Source organism: Aneurinibacillus thermoaerophilus (genome assembly GCF_019603355.1).
Classification (GTDB): Bacteria; Bacillota; Bacilli; order Aneurinibacillales; family Aneurinibacillaceae; genus Aneurinibacillus; species Aneurinibacillus thermoaerophilus.
Genome location: NZ_CP080764.1, coordinates 3,074,068 through 3,090,884 on the forward strand (window position 1 = coordinate 3,074,068; position 16,817 = coordinate 3,090,884).

At 48.6% G+C, this 16,817-nt stretch carries 20 protein-coding genes; 1 reads left to right on the forward strand and 19 read right to left on the reverse strand.

Annotated elements, in window-relative coordinates:
* Positions 1-32: 32 nt before the first annotated feature.
* The 5 genes from K3F53_RS15900 to K3F53_RS15920 all read right to left on the reverse strand — a co-directional run bounded on the left by K3F53_RS15900 (position 33) and on the right by K3F53_RS15920 (position 2,969).
* Positions 33-401 carry a hypothetical protein gene (locus K3F53_RS15900; RefSeq protein ID WP_057897681.1) on the reverse strand — a complete coding sequence of 123 codons (369 nt, stop codon included), beginning with the start codon at positions 399-401 and terminating at the stop codon, positions 33-35.
* Between the two features lie 233 nt (positions 402-634).
* On the reverse strand, positions 635-1,573 hold the full coding sequence (locus K3F53_RS15905) for a 4-hydroxy-3-methylbut-2-enyl diphosphate reductase (RefSeq protein ID WP_057897680.1): 939 nt from the start codon (positions 1,571-1,573) through the stop codon (positions 635-637).
* A 59-nt stretch (positions 1,574-1,632) separates the two neighbouring features.
* Entirely contained in the window at positions 1,633-1,905 is a 273-nt protein-coding gene (locus tag K3F53_RS15910) for a YciI family protein (protein ID WP_057897679.1), read from the reverse strand.
* 93 nt (positions 1,906-1,998) lie between these two features.
* Positions 1,999-2,166 carry a DUF2759 domain-containing protein gene (locus K3F53_RS15915; protein WP_236781957.1) on the reverse strand — a complete coding sequence of 56 codons (168 nt, stop codon included), beginning with the start codon at positions 2,164-2,166 and terminating at the stop codon, positions 1,999-2,001.
* Between the two features lie 140 nt (positions 2,167-2,306).
* The gene (locus K3F53_RS15920) at positions 2,307-2,969 is read right to left on the reverse strand and encodes a YigZ family protein (protein WP_057897678.1); all 663 of its coding nucleotides are present in this window, start codon (positions 2,967-2,969) and stop codon (positions 2,307-2,309) included.
* A gap of 151 nt (positions 2,970-3,120) precedes the next feature.
* Here K3F53_RS15920 and cls point away from each other — a divergent pair, with 151 nt between their 5' ends.
* Positions 3,121-4,647: a cardiolipin synthase gene (gene cls / locus K3F53_RS15925; protein ID WP_082705864.1), complete on the forward strand. Its 1,527-nt coding sequence runs from the start codon at positions 3,121-3,123 to the stop codon at positions 4,645-4,647.
* Positions 4,648-4,691: 44 nt separating this feature from the next.
* On the opposite strand, the gene K3F53_RS15930 is transcribed toward cls, so the two are convergent.
* From K3F53_RS15930 to K3F53_RS15995, 14 genes are all read right to left on the reverse strand, one after another.
* A complete protein-coding gene (locus K3F53_RS15930; RefSeq protein ID WP_057897677.1) occupies positions 4,692-5,003 on the reverse strand; it encodes a helix-turn-helix domain-containing protein in 312 nt (103 codons plus the stop codon).
* A 209-nt stretch (positions 5,004-5,212) separates the two neighbouring features.
* Entirely contained in the window at positions 5,213-5,950 is a 738-nt protein-coding gene (locus K3F53_RS15935) for a DUF4230 domain-containing protein (RefSeq protein WP_220559109.1), read from the reverse strand.
* Positions 5,951-6,270: 320 nt separating this feature from the next.
* On the reverse strand, positions 6,271-7,239 hold the full coding sequence (cbiB, locus tag K3F53_RS15940; protein ID WP_408863349.1) for an adenosylcobinamide-phosphate synthase CbiB: 969 nt from the start codon (positions 7,237-7,239) through the stop codon (positions 6,271-6,273).
* 2 nt (positions 7,240-7,241) lie between these two features.
* Positions 7,242-7,949 (reverse strand): adenosylcobinamide amidohydrolase, encoded by a 708-nt coding sequence (locus K3F53_RS15945; protein ID WP_057897674.1) that lies wholly within the window; start codon positions 7,947-7,949, stop codon positions 7,242-7,244.
* Positions 7,946-8,815 (reverse strand): GHMP family kinase ATP-binding protein, encoded by an 870-nt coding sequence (locus K3F53_RS15950; RefSeq protein ID WP_057897673.1) that lies wholly within the window; start codon positions 8,813-8,815, stop codon positions 7,946-7,948. The genes K3F53_RS15945 and K3F53_RS15950 overlap by 4 nt, the downstream gene beginning before the upstream one ends.
* 45 nt (positions 8,816-8,860) lie before the next feature.
* Positions 8,861-9,448, reverse strand: a complete 588-nt coding sequence (locus K3F53_RS15955; protein ID WP_057897672.1) for a histidine phosphatase family protein — start codon at positions 9,446-9,448, stop codon at positions 8,861-8,863.
* Complete coding sequence (gene cobS, locus K3F53_RS15960; protein ID WP_220559111.1) at positions 9,445-10,188, reverse strand: adenosylcobinamide-GDP ribazoletransferase; 744 nt, start codon at positions 10,186-10,188, stop codon at positions 9,445-9,447. Before cobS ends, K3F53_RS15955 begins: the two co-directional genes overlap by 4 nt.
* Positions 10,185-10,733: a bifunctional adenosylcobinamide kinase/adenosylcobinamide-phosphate guanylyltransferase gene (gene cobU / locus K3F53_RS15965; RefSeq protein WP_220559112.1), complete on the reverse strand. Its 549-nt coding sequence runs from the start codon at positions 10,731-10,733 to the stop codon at positions 10,185-10,187. The genes cobS and cobU overlap by 4 nt, the downstream gene beginning before the upstream one ends.
* The gene (cobD, locus tag K3F53_RS15970) at positions 10,730-11,836 is read right to left on the reverse strand and encodes a threonine-phosphate decarboxylase CobD (RefSeq protein ID WP_220561067.1); all 1,107 of its coding nucleotides are present in this window, start codon (positions 11,834-11,836) and stop codon (positions 10,730-10,732) included. The genes cobU and cobD overlap by 4 nt, the downstream gene beginning before the upstream one ends.
* Complete coding sequence (gene cobO / locus K3F53_RS15975) at positions 11,836-12,384, reverse strand: cob(I)yrinic acid a,c-diamide adenosyltransferase (protein ID WP_057897668.1); 549 nt, start codon at positions 12,382-12,384, stop codon at positions 11,836-11,838. Before cobO ends, cobD begins: the two co-directional genes overlap by 1 nt.
* Entirely contained in the window at positions 12,384-13,025 is a 642-nt protein-coding gene (gene bluB, locus K3F53_RS15980; protein WP_057897667.1) for a 5,6-dimethylbenzimidazole synthase, read from the reverse strand. Before bluB ends, cobO begins: the two co-directional genes overlap by 1 nt.
* Positions 13,026-13,046: 21 nt before the next feature.
* Positions 13,047-13,694 (reverse strand): precorrin-2 dehydrogenase/sirohydrochlorin ferrochelatase family protein, encoded by a 648-nt coding sequence (locus tag K3F53_RS15985; RefSeq protein ID WP_057897666.1) that lies wholly within the window; start codon positions 13,692-13,694, stop codon positions 13,047-13,049.
* A 22-nt stretch (positions 13,695-13,716) separates the two neighbouring features.
* Entirely contained in the window at positions 13,717-15,228 is a 1,512-nt protein-coding gene (locus K3F53_RS15990) for a cobyric acid synthase (RefSeq protein ID WP_220559113.1), read from the reverse strand.
* Positions 15,229-15,241: 13 nt separating this feature from the next.
* The gene (locus K3F53_RS15995) at positions 15,242-16,723 is read right to left on the reverse strand and encodes an MDR family MFS transporter (protein ID WP_057897664.1); all 1,482 of its coding nucleotides are present in this window, start codon (positions 16,721-16,723) and stop codon (positions 15,242-15,244) included.
* Positions 16,724-16,817 lie beyond the last annotated feature (94 nt).

Below are 16,817 nucleotides of genomic sequence, written 5' to 3' on the forward strand. Positions count from 1 at the left end.
TCAATAATAAAGTGAAAAGCGATATCTTCTCCTCAATCATTTACTATTGCAACTCTTTCCACAGCCCAGATACCGGTCGATCCCTGGCGCACAGGCTGGTACAATTCAATCAGAAACAGACAAGGCCCGTGCTGTGCCTGTACAAGTGCATAATTCAATCCTAAACTGTAATCCATATAATATCTCTGGAAACGAAAAACATCTGTGGGAGCAAACCCTAGCTTCTCAATTCCTATCTGGCGCGCCGTTTGTACCGGGTTCAAGCGCCAAGGGTTCTCTCCGTTATCGGCTAACTGTTGAATCATAAGAAGGTCTTCTGAAATTGATACCTGCCCTTGCTTCACTCCCATACACGGATCCTGCTGCTGTTGCCGCCTTCCAAACAAACGTATCTTTCTCATTCCTACATCACCTTTTTTGACCAGTGTATGCGGAAAAAGCGGCAGAGTGTGTATCACGCTCCATTTCCAAACCGGGTCCGGATTTTCACTTTACAACTAAAACAAGCCGCTGATGCACATCGGTTCCCGCTTCAATAAAGCTCTCTTCATCCGTTCCAATTCCTTTCCGCGAATTTCATAAAAAATAGAGAAGGCAAACCTACACAGGTTTGCCTCACAGATTTGCCTCTTCATTATCGTTTGTACGCCGGCAGGATTTTCTTCATATTAACCGTCCGCTTTTTCTCCCATGTTTCCGGCTTTGTTTCATCATACTGCTCCAAAAACGCGATGACTTCCTTGGTTAGCGGCGTCGGTGTAGAAGCACCTGACGTCACTGCTACCTTCTTCTTGCCTTTGAGCCATTCAAGGTTAAGTTCGCCCAAATCAGCGATACGGTATGCGGGCACACCCGCAATCTCTTCTGCTACCTGCGCCAGCCGATTCGAATTATTGCTGCGCGGATCACCAACAACAATAAGCAAATCAGCTTCACCCGCCTGTTCAGCTACCGCTTCCTGACGTACCTGTGTCGCCAAGCAAATCTCGTTATGAACTTCACAGTGCGGATACTTTTGAATGACTTTGTTCATGATATGCTTAATATCCCACTGACTCATCGTCGTCTGATTGGTAACAATTAACTTCTCAGACGGCACGTCAAGCTTGTCGATATCTTCTTCTCTCTCGATTAGATGAACACGGCCAGGCGCAACACCCAATGCTCCTTCCGGCTCTGGGTGTCCTTTCTTACCGATATAAATAACATGGTAACCTTGTGCGACTTTTTCCCGGATTAAATCGTGCGTCTTCGTCACATCCGGGCAGGTCGCGTCCACCACGGTTAACCCTTTTTCTCGGGCGCGCTCCTTCACTTGAGGCGATACACCGTGTGCGGTGAAAATTACCGTACCTTTATCTATTCTCTCAAGCATCTCCATCCGGTTTGGACCGTCCAAAGTGATGATGCCTTGCTCTTCAAACGCCTTCACCACATGGCTGTTATGCACGATCATGCCAAGAATATAAATCGGTCTTGGAAAATCAAAGTTTTGCGCCGTTTTCTGCGCCAGTACCATGGCATCCACGACGCCGTAGCAATAGCCGCGGGGCGAGATTTTGATAACTTCCATGTTGTGTTGCCTCCCCACTCTCGATTCAGGTAGCTTCCTATAATAGCTGCCGTCTTTTATTATAACTCAAGCGGCAGCGCCAGCGCACCCCATTCCCGCAATTCCAGCGAGCGAGCACCTTCGACGACAACCGGATCATTCTTCGCAAGTTCCATCGCTTCTTCGTATGTATCCGCAATATAAATCACCATGCCGCCCTTCCCATCAGTAAACGGGCCTGCGGCCATTATTTTCCCTTCATGGTACAATTTATTGATATACGCGAGGTGGGCCGGACGGTATTGAGCATTCTTTTCCTGATCGATAATGGGCAAAAATGCGACATATTTCATTTTGATTATCCCCTTTTCCTCATAAAATTCCATGCAAAAAAGGGGCGTCCGCTCGTCCAACCCCTTTTTCAAGCTTGTCTTTAAGCTTACATCTTAAGGCACCGCAAATCCAGTCGCCACAATTAAAACGTCGGCAAAAATGCAAACTGCCAACGCGATCGCCGTAAATACCATCCCAAACTTATTTTTCTGCTTCGTTACGTTCCGAAGACCCCACGCAACAAAAAATGTAAAGATGAACATAAGAATGTTCATCAACATGCCCCTCAACTCCTCCCATATAAAGCTGAAGTTATTATTCCCCAAACACTTTTTATTTTACCAAAGTTAAACAATGACTGGCAAATAAAGTTTTCGTATTTTCACTCAATTCTTCCGGAGAAAGCGGGCAAGAAGCGCCGCTATTCGTCGTCTTCTTCAGGTTCTGTTTCCTGATCGATTTCAATATACACAAGATCGCCTGGCTTCCATTCCGCCTGGCCGTTTGTAAGGTTTGTGATCAATTGTTTGAGCGGTTCTTCTTCCCCTTCCTCTTCACCTACCGTCACTATCACTTTATCAAGATACTGAATGCCGACGATTTGAAAACCGCGCGCATTCAATTCATTTTCCACTTTGCCAAGAAACGTATAATCAAATGAAAAGTGATGCTCACGCGTTAAAATACGCTCCACGACACCAGCCGCATGCACGCCAGCGCTTGCCGATTTACCATATGCGCGGATAAGTCCTCCAGCACCGAGCTTAATGCCGCCGAAGTATCGAGTCACAACAATAGCTGTATCCTTCAGCCCTTTTTTCTTAATCACTTCCAAAATCGGTTTGCCTGCCGTGCCGCTTGGTTCCCCATCATCATCCATTTTCTGATGCTGGTCATGCTCACCCACAATATATGCCGAGCAATTATGCGTAGCATCCCAGTGTTTTTTCTTGATTTCCTGAATAAAAGCAATCGCTTCTTCCTGCGTCTCTACCCGCCGTACGTAGCTAATAAAGCGGGAACGGTTTATCTCAATCTCAGTCTGGCCGCCTTCCGGCTTTACCGTTAAATACCGCTGCAACATCCAACTACAACTTCCTTTCCGGTTTATCCATTTTCTATCCGTAGGACGGTATATTTTTGGTAAAGAAGAATCGGGTCAAACATAGACCCATTTTGATTTTAGAGGATATAATAAGATAAATACATAATATCACAGATAAGGTTGGTGTACGATGACGTGGATTTTGTTTAGCGCCGTAATACCGGCACCTCTTCTGCTTGTCGCTGCCCCAGAAGAAGCGGGAGTTTCTTTCTGGCGGACGATTGAGCCTTATCTTACCTTTTTATTTTCATTGTCCGTATTCTTAATTGCATGCGTAATCGTGCTGGAAAACCGCAATCCTTCCCGCACCGTGGCTTGGCTTATTGTTTTGAACTTTCTTCCAGTTGTCGGTTTTATTTTTTATATTTTACTGGGCAGGAACGTACGCAAGCGCAAATTATTCCGTAATAAGTTCATTAGCAACGCGGAAGTCCTCAAAAAACTGGAAACCGTCCCAGCAGGTATGCTGGATGAAAACGATTTCTGGGACTATCCGCACCTTGCTTCCAAACGTCGGCTCCTTAATTTAATGATGAATGTCGCCGAATCACCATTTACATTAAATAACCGAAGCAAGATTCTTACCAATGGCGATGAGACGTTCCGCCAGATGATTCAGGATATGTCTGAGGCGAAAGACCATATTCATTTCCAATTTTATATTATCCGGCATGATACAACAGGTCAGCAATTCAAACAAGTACTTATAGACAAGGCGCGTGAAGGGGTCAAGGTAAGAGTCATTTATGACGGGGTCGGCAGCGTGCACTTGGATAAAAAATATATCGCCGAACTCAGGGAAGCAGGCGTGGAAGTCGTCACGTTCTTCCCGGTTATCCTGCCCTTTCTCAGCAACAAGCTCAACTACCGTAACCACCGTAAAATTATCGTGATCGACGGAAAAATTGGATTTGTAGGCGGCCTGAACATCGGGGACGAATATCTCGGTAAAGATACCCGTTTTGGCTTCTGGCGCGATTCTCACGTACGCCTTGAAGGAGAATCGGTGTATCTGCTACAAAACATCTTCCTGAAAGATTGGTTCTTTGTCACGAATGAAAATATTAACGACGACCGCTATTTTCCACCGCTTACGGAATCACCGGGCGAAGAGTTGATCCAGATCGCCGCGAGTGGCCCCGATTCAGACTGGGAGTCAATCTGGCAGATGTATTTTTCCATTATCGCAACAGCACAAGAAAAAATCTACATTACATCGCCCTATTTTATCCCGGACGATTCTATTAGTATGGCGCTTAAAACAGCAGCGTTAAGCGGTCTTGATGTTCGCATTCTCCTGCCGAGTCGACCGGATCATCATACGGTATTTTGGGCTTCACGCTCGTATTTCCAGGAACTTTTGGAAGCGGGAGTGCGTTTCTACTTGTACCAGCCCGGGTTTGTACATGCCAAAATCCTGCTCGTCGATGGCGTAGTCGCTTCCATCGGAACGGCAAATATGGATATTCGCAGTTTTCAGCATAATTTTGAAGTTAATGCTATCATTTATAATAGCAATTCCGTCTATAAGCTGGAGGAAGACTTCCTTAGAGATCTGGTGGACAGCAAAGAGCTTACGCTCGCAGAATACAACCAACGCCCCTGGCACCACCGTGTGCTTGAATCGGTGGCGCGGCTTCTGTCGCCACTTTTATAAACACGGAAAAGAGCGGGTGATTTGCCCGCTCTTTTTTGCGCTTTTTATCGTGCAAGCGAATAGTCGCCCATCTTATCCTGCTGTATATTTTCTATTGGCAAAATTTCGTACCGATTCTTATTCTGGTATTTATGAATTTTAATAAGCTTCTTTTCTTCTAAACTCTTAATTTTTCTTTCTACCGTGTTCTTGTTCATATTGCACATCGCGGCAATTTTACGGATGGACGGCATCCATTTGCCTTCACTTCGCTGTACGATTTGCAACAGGAACACATAAATCATAAACTCAAACGGATCAAGGCCCAACGAGAATAAATCATTTGGCGAATGAAACATCTCATTTATTATATCCATCGTTCCACCTCTCTTTACCCGCATTTGCTATCTTTATTATTTCTGATTTGTATTCGTGATTTCAAGTTTTTTAATATTTCTATATACATTTTCTTGCTTCTTCACTCTTCCCTCAAACCACAAAAGATAGCAATATATCAGGCTATATTTATATATAAAGTGCCAGAGAGACGTATTCTTCAACAATCTATGATTTATGAAACATACCTTTATTTAAACGCTACATTCACCTGATAGCCCACCGGCTTGTAAATCTGCTGCAACACGCGCACCGCTCTGTCTTCTGCCGTTCGCAGCACGCCGCTACCTACCGCCTCCTGACGAAGTTTATCCTGTGCCCGAATCAAGAATTCCCGCTGCTCTTCGGGCGTCATCTTTTCCCGGAAAATCCCTTCATCCGTAAATACTTTCACCTTATTGATGTCAATATTTGGAGCCTGTAGAAAATCCGCCCGCGGCAAAGTGATCGTAATCTGTTTGTTCGTCTCGTCAATTCTGATGTCGGACGGTGTAACCTTTTTCAAATCGATGCCAACCAATATCTTAGCCGGGACGTCAATGTGGAAAAAGCGCTTTGTACCCGGAAGTTCTATGTTATAAAACCGATAAACGTCCTCTCCTTCCAGGGTCGTCATCATCACCACTTCCGCCGTAGTTAAATATGATAGCTCCTGAATTTCCTGCACTACCGTTTGGCTAGTAACCCGCGAAGCGCCAAACATCCCGCTTCCCGCCCAAATGCCGCTTCCGATAATTATACAACCGAGAACAAAAAAAGCTACGATCTTCTTCCACTTATTCAGCCACTGCAACAAAGGGAACTTCAGACGGAAGCGCCCCTTTTGCTCAGGCTCTTTCTCCGCATATGGCAACCGATAGACAGTTGCCCCCCCACGCTCATTGACTGAATCGCGCGTCCGCTGTAAAATTTCGTCCTTGTTGTTCACCGCTTCTTCCTCCCAATATAGATACAACTTATGATAGAGTCTACACCAAACTCAATGCTTAACTTGAAAAGTAAAACAAGAGTATCCGCATCTTGATTCCCCCATGCGCACAATATAATCAATCTTGTCAAGGATATGTTTTAGTGTTGGGCTGAATGCCAAAAGCGATGTATATAAAACCTCTTCTATAAATAATTGGACGTCAAAACAACGAAAAAGTCGCTGAATAAAACAGGCGACTTTTTGTGTATGATCATAGTACGAATAAATTGTCATATGGTTTCTATAATACTATACATCGTCGAAAAAAGAAGGGGCTGCTATATACTATACAACAACGCGACGAACAGTATGCTACCCAGACAAGCAAGCAAAAAGAAAAACGCTGTCCAATGCATGATGGCGACCGTTTCTTTTATATCTTCCGGAGCAATCGGACGTTCAGGATCACCCATTTTCGCCCGATGCGAAGGAACACCCTGGTAATAGTTTGTTCCTCCGAGCTGAATGCCGAGCGCACCGGCAACACCCGCTTCCGTAAAACCGCTATTCAAACTCGGGTGGAGCCTCGCATCACGCAAAATGACGACCGCGCACTTCCGCCAGTTCAGGCGCAGCACCCAACTAACCAATATAAGCGTAAGAGCTGCGAGCCGGGCCGGGATATAATTGGCGATATCGTCGAAACGAGCCGACGCCCACCCGAGATTGTAGTATTTTTCGTTTTTATATCCAACCATCGAATCAAGTGTATTGGCCGCACGGTACGCCATGGCGAGCTGTGCTCCTCCAATAGCAGCGTAAAATAACGGGGACAAAATGGCGTCCACAATATTTTCAGCCACTGTTTCCACCGCTCCTCGCGAAATCTCCCGCTCGTTTAAGGAATGTGTGTCCCGTCCTACCACCATTGCAAGCGCCTTTCGCGCTTCCTTGATTTTATCTTCTTTCAGCAAGCGATAAATTCCCATTCCTGCTTCCGCCAGCCCTTTGGTGGCGATCGTCGTCGAAATCAACCATGCCTCCACCGCCCACGCCAGCCATGGATGAACCAAGCGTAGCAATTCAAGCAGCATCCAGATGAGCAAAAAGCTACCGCCGACAAGCACAACCGGAAACAAAACACCCGCCTGCTTCAACTGTTCTTCCCGTGGAAACAGACGACGGATATAATTTTCCAGCCAAACAATTACGCGGCCCATATATACGACCGGATGAGTCAACCAACGCGGATCGCCAACAATGCGGTCGATAATATAGGCGGCAAGCAGAACTAACGCACGCGCCAGCATCAAGGTTCCTCCTGTGTTGCAATCGCTTCGTATACAGCCTGATACACAAGCCGACCCACGGTATTACCTATCGTTGTCGCCGTACCGGCAAACTGATGCGGCGCCCCGTACCGTATATTCTGACTTACAGCAAACACGACCGAATCGGTCGTTGTTCCGGTCGCAATATTCCCTTGCTCATCGATTATACCCAAATCCTGCAAAGCGGCTGCTTTGGCTTCCGTAGCCGTAATAATGCTGTTTACCATGGCGGCAGACGTCAAATGCGCGTCCAACAGTAAAAAAATATTAATCGTGCCGCACTGATAGGCGGAAAACGTGCGGCGTGCTTTCCCCGCACGCGCACCGTTACTTGTTCCTGCCGTAGCACAGCAAATCATCCGGAAACGGTCTCCTTCTTCTTCCGTCACCGCGGCATGGGTCAACTTGGCTGCGGTCTGCAAGCCGATTGTCGATTCCGGGGGATACCCCCACGCCACCAATTGGTTCTGCGTCATCTGCGCCGGATCTTCACAGCGGTATGTAAGCGGTACTTTCCAGTTTACAAAATGGGTGGCCTTTGACAGCCCTCCCCCCCAGAGCGCACTGCTCAGCACAGTGAGCGGTTCAAAAGATCGCAAAAGAATATGATCTTCCTTATATTCAAGCGAAATATCAGTCCATATGGAAGATACGTACGATACGGAAGAACGAAACGGCTGGCTCATACCACAATCCCCTTCTGGCTTCTTGCGACGGAAAACGTATAAACGGTACGGGGCCAGCCTTTCATTTTCTTCTGCAACATATCTACCTTTCTTTCACACGAGGAAGAACTCGCATCCAGCAGAATTCCAGCAAGTGTTCCGCTGTGTGCCACCACTACGCCAAGGCCGCCCGCTTCACGGCAAAGCGCTTTCAATTCTTCAAAGTCCGGATGCGCGAGACGTTTTTGGTGCATTTCTGCGCTGCGCGTCGCCACATATCCGATAAGCTCGCTATCCCCCTCACGAAAAGCTTCCTGAAGTTTCTGCAAAAGCCTATCATATTCTTTTTCTTCCTGGCACGTATATACAGCCAAGCGCTTGTTAAACGATACAGTATCCACCTTCCCACCGCGGTCCACGCCAATAATCCGCAGCGGAGGAAGATATCCCAAGCTCGTAATCACCCGGCCATGATGATGTTGATAGGCAACCACTTCGTCGTACATAATCCCATCAGTCGGTTCAATTTGCACAAGTAATGAAGAAATATGCTGAGGCAAAAGACACAGCTTATATGCTTTGGATACCGCCCGACAAGCCGCTACCATATCAGCCGTACTTGTGGCGAATCCTTTGCTCTCAGGCAGCGTTTTCTCCAATAACAATGTTCCATGAAGCGAAATCTTGCATTCATTCATCAAGCGCCGCAAAACGCGATATACTTTGACTTTTTGCGGCGAAGTCATCAACTCACCTGAAGTAGCCGGATAAAATGTTGCGTTTACATAGCTTTCAATCGGCAAGGAAACGAGAAAAGGGACGCCTTCTCTCTGTCCCTGCAGCAACTCGCCAAATGTGTGACATGCTGTGCCTGTAATAGCTTTCATGATTTTCTCCTCTTTTCCCATCCGTCTATCTTTTCTGTTTTCTTTCTATAATGATCGTGCAATCCAGGTTTGTCCACACTTCTCAGCGATAAAAAATTCGCCGGGGCCGAGATTTTTCACAGACCAGAAACAAGCCGGGGTTTCCATGATCCAAGTGGCAAGAAACCAGCGAATCGGACCACCATGGCTTACCAGCACCGCGATTTCCCTCGGATGCATCCGCTCTTGTAAGGCTAACAGCCAGCGATCTACCCGTTTTCCGAGCTCCTGTAAACTTTCACCTTCAGGAGGTGTAATAGTATACGGATCATTATACCATTCTTTAGCCAATTGTTTATCCCTTTGCATAATCTCTTCGTACGTCTTCCGATCCCACTTTCCAAAATCTAATTCGCGCAATTCTTTAGCAACAAATGGATAGAGACCGTGAACGCGCGCGATAACCTCGGCCGTTTCCCGGCACCGCAGCAAATCGCTCGTATAAATAAAATCAATTCGTTCCCCGCTGAGCCTCTCGGCCACAACTTCCGCCTGCCTTCGTCCGCGCGCGGTCAGCGGAGCATCGTAATGGCCAAGATAACGACGCTCCCGATTTTCCTGCGTTTCGCCATGCCGTACCCAAATCCATCTCATGCGCAAAACCTCCCGGCGATGACAATGCATACGAGAGTCACCGCTTCCGCCCATTCCACCTGGGCTCCGTAGCAATCGCCCGTAAGACCTCCAAGCCTTCGCGCCACCATGCGCAAAAACAGCCAGTCACATACTGCCACAACAAAAGACACGAGCAATCCGGCTATGCCATACAACGCGAAAGCAAAACCGACAGCCAGTAGAAAACCAGCGGCGACCCGCCATTCGGTAAGCCCGCCGCGCAGGCCTGTACCCAATCCTTTTTCAGTTATGTACGGCCAGAACCAAATGGCGGCCGTAAGCCCAGTACGCGCCAACAACGGCGGAAGAATCAACCAGACAAGTAACCCCGAAGCGATAATCTCATAAAGCGCCGCCACCTTCACCATAAATAAAAGAATCGCGGCTGTCACTCCCATCGCACCGACGCGGCTGTCTTTCATAATAGCAAAAACCCTTTCTCTGTCACGGTAACTACCTAACCCGTCCGCCAAATCCATCCATCCGTCCAAATGCAAAGCGCCTGTGCTATAGACCCAGCCGGCCAATACGATGACAGCGGCCACCGGGACGGGCAATAGCCAGAAAGCAACAAACGCCGCTCCGCACAACAATATTCCCAAAAGCAAGCCAACCGCCGGATAAAACGCGACGCTACGCTGCCAATCTTTCATATCATCCGTCAGTCTCGGAACCGGAATGCGCGTCAAAAAAGCGACTGCATGAAAAAAAGCGTTCATATCCGCTCCCCCTTAATCTTGCACGGAATACCGGATATAACAGCGTATACCTCGTCCGCTTCCGCAGCAATCCGCTGATTGGCCCAACCCAGCATATCTTGAAACCACCGGCCTAACCGCGACATTGCCACACCTCCCAGACCGGCTTCACTCGAGACAACGATCATCGTTCCCTGGTATTGACGCACACCAGAAAGCCAGCGCTCAATCTTCCCTTTGATTTCTTCTGTCGCAGCCCCATCACGCCAGCGCCCCTCCGGAAACGTAAGCAGCAAATTGCTGAGCCATGTGGATACACAATCGAAAAGCACGACCTCATAACCGCTATACTCAGAAACAAAAGCATCGGCGTCATACGGACGTTCGGCCACTTCCCATGAAGCAGGTCGACGTTCACGGTGCAAGGCAATCCGCTGTTCCATTTCTTTGTCGGTGGCAACGCCTGTCGCAACGTATAGTACGGACACATCCTTCTCTTTAGCCAGCTGCTCCGCGAACGCACTTTTGCCAGAGCGAACGCCTCCGGTAACAAACACGATGCTCAAAATCCTCTCCCCCTTTTATCCAGAACTTCTGTAAGTGCCGCAAGCAACCGAGCATTGTCTTTGCGATCACGCACGGCAACTCGGAAATCATGCGGCGTCAGTCCCGGATACATCGCACAGCTGCGAATGAGGATGCCGCGCTGGCCCAACTTTTGCTGCAATACCTGCGCCGTCATCGTTTCAGGCAAACGAACCAACAGAAAATTTGCTTGCCCTGGCCACACATAAAAACCAAACCGCTTCGCAAGATTTTCGCTTAGATACTGGCGCTCTCTAGCAATAAGCGCGCGCGTTTCACTTTCATATGCGCCTGTCCGACAGCACGCTTCACCCGCAGCTAGCGCCAAACGGTTCACGCTCCAAGGAACTTGCTTCTCCCGCATCCGCTGAATAACCGCAGGATGGGCAACTGCAAATCCCAGGCGCAAACCAGGAATCGCGTAAAACTTGGTCAGCGACCGCAGCAAGATGACATGCGGATACGCCTGTAGTTCCGGGAGAAGCGTGGGTTGGGCCCCTTCAGGCAAGAAGTCAATAAACGCTTCATCGATCGCCAGATAGGTTCCACTTTCTTCTGCCCAGATCGCTAACTGATGCAGCTCTTCTTTTCCATACATCAGTCCTGTCGGATTGTTTGGATGCCCGATAAATAGCACATCCACCGCCTTCAGCAACGAACGTAAATCCTCCAGTGAAGGCAAAAAACCCTGTTCCTCCCTGCCAGTGCAACCGATAACCGAAGCGCCAAACCGGCGGGCCAACTGCTCATACTCAACAAACGAAGGATAAATCACACCGACCGTCTTCGGTGCAAGCGAAAGCAGCAGAAGCGCCATGCATTCGGCTGCCCCATTGCCTGCGAGCAACATTTCTTCCGTCACTTGATACTTTTCCGCAAGCGCTCGCATGAACAAGCGATGCGCCGGATCAGGATAATGAACAATATTTTGCATCTCACGCTCCACTGCTTCCAATACGACGGGCGGGGGGCCAAGCGGGTTAATATTGGCACTAAAGTCCAGCAACTTCTCCGGAGTTACTCCAAACAAAGCGGAGGCTGTCAGCAAATCGCCGCCGTGCCCAAACTGTTCAAGGTACGCCATCAAAACTCAATCCCCTGTACGGCCGGAATCCCTTCATCATAGTAATGCTTGATCGGCTTCATTTCAGTGACTAAATCGGCTTTGTCTAGCACTTCTGGTTTCGCGTTCCGGCCGGTAATCACCATGTGCATGCCGTACGGCCGCTTCTCCATAAGTTCCAGAACTTCTGCAAGCGGCAATACATCATCAATAGGAAACGTATGAATAGCGAGCGCGTTATTTAACTCGTCCAAGATCACGACATCATATTTGCCGTTCATCACTTTTTCTTTCGTGAACGCCCAGGCTGATTTTAACGCTTCCCGGTGTTCTTCAGGTGTCTTTAGCCACGTAAAGCCAACGCCTTTCTGATACATCTCAATACCGAGCTTGTCAAATATAATTTTCTCGCCATATGTTCGCTCCGGCGATTTGATAAACTGAATCACCAGTACCCGTTTGCCGCGTCCCGCCGCCCGAACCGCCAAGCCGAGCGCCGCTGTTGTCTTCCCTTTCCCATCTCCCGTATAAACAAGCACAAGTCCGCGTTTTTTATCCGGTTGAGCCATTACGTATTCCCCCATTGATTGTGATAGATTAACGTATCAAGATCTAGTCTTTTCTCCCATTTCTCTGTTTCCAAAATGGGAGCTTCCGGATACTGTTCTGTATAGCCCAGCGATAGAAGTGCCACCGGTTCTATGTGCGGTGGAATGCCAAGAATATCACGAACATCATTTTTTTTGTAGAAGCTTACCCAGCCCATTGCGATCCCTTCGGCGCATGAAGCAAGCCACATGTTCTGAATGGCACACGCCGTGGACATGATGTCCGTCTCCGGAATGGAATTGCGACCAAGTACATGGGAGCCACCTCGCGTCGGATCACACGTAACACAGATGGTAAGCGGCGCTTCCTGTAACCCCTCCACTTTCAGCTTAAGAAATTTCTCAGCCCGCTCCCCTTCATAATGAATAGCAAGGGCTTTCCGTTCTTTTTCCACCGCCCAAGCCAGACGCGCTTTCACTGTGGGAGACGTAATCAGGATATAATTCCACGGCTGCATAAAGCCAACGGACGGCCCGTGGTGCGCCGCCTCCAAAATTCGTCGCACCGCGTCTTCCGGTAAAGGATCCGGTAGAAACGAGCGAACGTCACGGCGTGTTTCGATCACTTTATATACGGCCTTTTTCTCCTGCTCTGTAAACATACTCTCTCCCCTTCCCTTTCTTCAAACCTTCCGACTTTCTATTGCCATAATTTCTTTAAATCTACGCCAGAGAGCAGCCGCATCTCCTTCCCTTGCATCGCGCAGGAATTGTTCATCCAAAAGCCGTTTGAACAATCGCTGACGCACGGACGGTTGCTCTACTTGTTGCAAAATAACCGCACGGCTCTCAGCAAGAAAATCGGTATACAGTTCATACGCTTCATCGTATGTTTCCGTCAACTCCCCAATGATTTTGGACGCGAGCCCTGGACTTGCCCCTTCTGTAGCTGCGGCCAGAAGTAAACGTCCACGCCTTAGCTGCGCCGGTACAGTAAACATGCTCAAATCAGGTCTGTCTGCGATCGTAATCAGCTGTCCCGGCCCCAGCGCCCTATATACAGCCAGATTAATCTCCGGCTGGTTTGTCGCGGCGAATACAAGGAATGCACCCGCAATATCAGAAGGCTCAAATGTTTTCGCACACCAGACAATGCGCCCGGATTCCGCCAGCTCTTTTAGGGTCCAAGTTACTGTAGGACTTACCACCGTTACGGCAGCGGCCGCCTCAAGCAGAGCCAGCACTTTGCGCTCCGCTACGTTGCCGCCGCCCACAATAACGCACGGTTTGTCCTTTAGTTTCAATAATACAGGATATGAACGGTCGGCCATCCGCCACACCTCCTTGTTCCACTTATTTGACCGGAAGCGAAAGATTCATGATTTCGTACAATTTTTTCATATCCAGATGTTGACGCACAAGCGCAGCCAGCGCCGCATAGCTCCCCTCCCTTCGCTCCGATTCGGTTTGCACTTCGGTGTCGACCAGCTTCATGCCTTTGCGCATCCGAATGTCGTTAAGCCATGCCCTTGTAAACGCGCGGTTGTGAAACACACCGTGTAAATATGTCCCCCACACCCTTTCGTCATCGCTAATCGCACCATCCATATGCCCGTCCGCAATTTGCAACAAAGGCCGTCCTCCCGCTTCCCTTTCTGTCCGACCGAGATGGATTTCATATCCTTCTACCGTCTGACCGGAGGCGAAAGATGCGCCTGCAACGTTTCCATGAACACGTACCGTTCGTTTTCCCGCGCGGAATGTCGTATGAATCGGCAAAAGCCCAAGCCCTTCGCTTTCCAGATGGTTCGACTCCACTCGGTCCGGATCAAACAGCTTTTTGCCAAGCATTTGATACCCGCCGCAAATTCCGACTACATGGGTTCCGCTTTGTGCTGCTTCGCAGATTAAATCAGCAAGTCCTGTTTGCTTAAGCCAGAGCAAGTCATCCGTCGTATTTTTTGTTCCTGGCAAAATCACAATGTCCGGGTGATTCCATTCCGCCGCTGAACCAATCAAACGCACTCTCACTCCCGGTTCATCATATAGCGGATCAAGATCTGTGAAATTAGAAATGCGCGGCAAACGGATAAATGCCACATCAAGCGATTCGCCGGTTTCATCCCGCTTTTTCAGCTTTAAATTCGACAGCGCAAGCGAATCTTCCGCTTCAATACCTGTATCGGCGTACGGAATCACGCCAAGCACCGGAATACCCGTATATTCCTCCAGCCAATCCAATCCAGGTTTCAATAGAGAGAATTTTCCGCGAAATTTATTGATGATAAACCCTTTTACCCGCGCCCGTTCCGATTCATCCAGTAGCGAAAGCGTGCCGACCAGCGAAGCGAACACACCGCCCCGATCGATATCCGCCACCAACAAAACCGGCGCATCGGCCAGTTCCGCTACTTTCATATTGGCAATATCTCGATCTTTCAAATTAATTTCCGCCGGGCTGCCTGCACCTTCGATAACAAGCACCTCATATTCCGCTGCAAGCCGGTCAAGCGATTCGCGCAGAATAGGCAGCGCCCTGGGCACATAATCTTCCCGATACGCAGCTGCGCCCATGTCCGCGTAGTGCTCGCCCCGCACGATCACTTCGGCAATCATGTCTTTCTTGGGCTTCAGAAGAATCGGATTCATGTCAGCCGTCGCTTCGATCCGGCACGCTTCCGCCTGCACGCCCTGCGCCCGTCCAATCTCTTTGCCATCGCGCGTAATGTAAGAATTTAAAGCCATATTTTGTGATTTAAAAGGCGCCACTTTCCAGCCGTCCTCATAAAAGATGCGGCAAAGCGCGGTGCATAACACGCTTTTGCCAACATCAGATGAAGTTCCCTGCAGCATGATCGCTTTCATCTACGATTCCTCCTTATGATTGCGTACGAACAGAGTCAGGTTCAGGATTTTTGCGCGGCAACCAGAACCCGACAAGCAAGGAAGCCACCGCTAATACACACAACACAACAAACACATGGTGCAGCCCATACGCCAACCCTTCCCGCATGATGTCAAGCATCTGCGCCGGAATCATCTGCACTGCTTCCGGATTAAACAATTGGTTCATATCCGTCCCGGCCGCTAACCCGTGCCCTTTCGTATAGCGATCCAGCGCCGCATTAAACAATGTGCCGAACACCGCGATGCCAAACGTTTGTCCGAGCGTGCGGACGAACGAATTGGAGGCAGTGGCCGCACCACGTAAACTCCAATTCACTGAAGATTGAACAACAACGGTAAACACGGTAACCGAAAGGCCAAATCCAAGTCCTGCAAAAAACATAATCGCGATAAGCGCAAACTGTGACGTATCCATCCCGACGGACGCAAGCCAGAGCGAAGCAAAGATAAGGATGGCAAGTCCCAGCAATGACGTATTGCGTGTACCGATACGAAGCATCAAACGTCCGCTCAAGATCGCACCCAGCGGCCAACCGATGGACATCGGAGTTAATGCCAATCCTGAACTGGTTGCTCCTTCTCCATATACACCTTGAATCCACATCGGTAAATAGGCGTTTATCGCAATCAACACGGCGCTAATAATGAAAGAGACCAGATTGGAAACGGAAATACTGCGGATGGTCAACAGTTGCAGCGGCAGCATCGGTTCCGGCGACCTGATCTCAATCCACACGAATACAGCCAGGAACAAGGCCGCGGTCATAAATAGAACAAAAATAACCGAAGACGTCCAGGCATACTGCTGCCCGCCGGTCAAGAATGCGTACAACAACGCTGACATCCCGATGGTAAACGTAACTGCGCCCGCATAGTCGATATGTTGTTTCTTTTTCTCGAACGATTCATGCAAATATAGCCACAACATAATAACAGCCACAATGCCAAACGGCACATTAATAAAGAAAATCCAGTGCCACGATAAAACATCAACGAAAAATCCGCCCACCAGCGGCCCAACAATGCCGGAAATTCCCCAAATTGAGCTAAACCATCCCTGAATTTTGGCTCGCTCTTCAAATGAATAAATATCACCGATAATCGTGAACGTCACCGGCAGTACCGCCCCGGCTCCAATCCCCTGAATAGCGCGGAATAAAATCAGTTGCTCCATCGACTGCGCCAATCCACATAGCATCGAACCAAGTAAAAAGAAGGCGGTACCAATCGTAAAAATAACTTTGCGCCCGAATAAATCTGCCAGCTTGCCGTAAATCGGAGTTGTAACGGACGTTGTCAGCAAATATACCGCAAACACCCAACTCGTAAGCGTAATCCCCCCTAAATCACTTACGATTCTAGGTATCGCAGTACTGACGATCGTCACTTCAATAGCGGCCAGAAATGTTGCAACCAACATTGCGATTGTTACATTTCTTCTGTTTGTTTTCATATGTTCTCTCCTTCACCTTTGCTTTTACCCCCGCTATTGAAGGCGAGGGATTCTGCCTAGGTAGTATAAAGCTTCCAGCATAAAAGTCAATCGT

Excerpts from the sequence above, each read along its gene's own strand:
- K3F53_RS15900 (WP_057897681.1), bottom strand. The coding sequence starts at position 401 with ATGAGAAAGATACGTTTGTTTGGAAGGCGGCAACAGCAGCAGGATCCG.
- K3F53_RS15905 (WP_057897680.1), bottom strand. The coding sequence starts at position 1,573 with ATGGAAGTTATCAAAATCTCGCCCCGCGGCTATTGCTACGGCGTCGTG.
- K3F53_RS15910 (WP_057897679.1), bottom strand. The coding sequence starts at position 1,905 with ATGAAATATGTCGCATTTTTGCCCATTATCGATCAGGAAAAGAATGCT.
- K3F53_RS15915 (WP_236781957.1), bottom strand. The coding sequence starts at position 2,166 with ATGTTGATGAACATTCTTATGTTCATCTTTACATTTTTTGTTGCGTGG.
- K3F53_RS15920 (WP_057897678.1), bottom strand. The coding sequence starts at position 2,969 with ATGTTGCAGCGGTATTTAACGGTAAAGCCGGAAGGCGGCCAGACTGAG.
- cls (WP_082705864.1), top strand. The coding sequence starts at position 3,121 with ATGACGTGGATTTTGTTTAGCGCCGTAATACCGGCACCTCTTCTGCTT.
- K3F53_RS15930 (WP_057897677.1), bottom strand. The coding sequence starts at position 5,003 with ATGGATATAATAAATGAGATGTTTCATTCGCCAAATGATTTATTCTCG.
- K3F53_RS15945 (WP_057897674.1), bottom strand. The coding sequence starts at position 7,949 with ATGAGCCAGCCGTTTCGTTCTTCCGTATCGTACGTATCTTCCATATGG.
- K3F53_RS15950 (WP_057897673.1), bottom strand. The coding sequence starts at position 8,815 with ATGAAAGCTATTACAGGCACAGCATGTCACACATTTGGCGAGTTGCTG.
- K3F53_RS15955 (WP_057897672.1), bottom strand. The coding sequence starts at position 9,448 with ATGAGATGGATTTGGGTACGGCATGGCGAAACGCAGGAAAATCGGGAG.
- cobS (WP_220559111.1), bottom strand. The coding sequence starts at position 10,188 with ATGAACGCTTTTTTTCATGCAGTCGCTTTTTTGACGCGCATTCCGGTT.
- cobD (WP_220561067.1), bottom strand. The coding sequence starts at position 11,836 with ATGGCGTACCTTGAACAGTTTGGGCACGGCGGCGATTTGCTGACAGCC.
- cobO (WP_057897668.1), bottom strand. The coding sequence starts at position 12,384 with ATGGCTCAACCGGATAAAAAACGCGGACTTGTGCTTGTTTATACGGGA.
- bluB (WP_057897667.1), bottom strand. The coding sequence starts at position 13,025 with ATGTTTACAGAGCAGGAGAAAAAGGCCGTATATAAAGTGATCGAAACA.
- K3F53_RS15985 (WP_057897666.1), bottom strand. The coding sequence starts at position 13,694 with ATGGCCGACCGTTCATATCCTGTATTATTGAAACTAAAGGACAAACCG.
- K3F53_RS15990 (WP_220559113.1), bottom strand. The coding sequence starts at position 15,228 with ATGAAAGCGATCATGCTGCAGGGAACTTCATCTGATGTTGGCAAAAGC.
- K3F53_RS15995 (WP_057897664.1), bottom strand. The coding sequence starts at position 16,723 with ATGAAAACAAACAGAAGAAATGTAACAATCGCAATGTTGGTTGCAACA.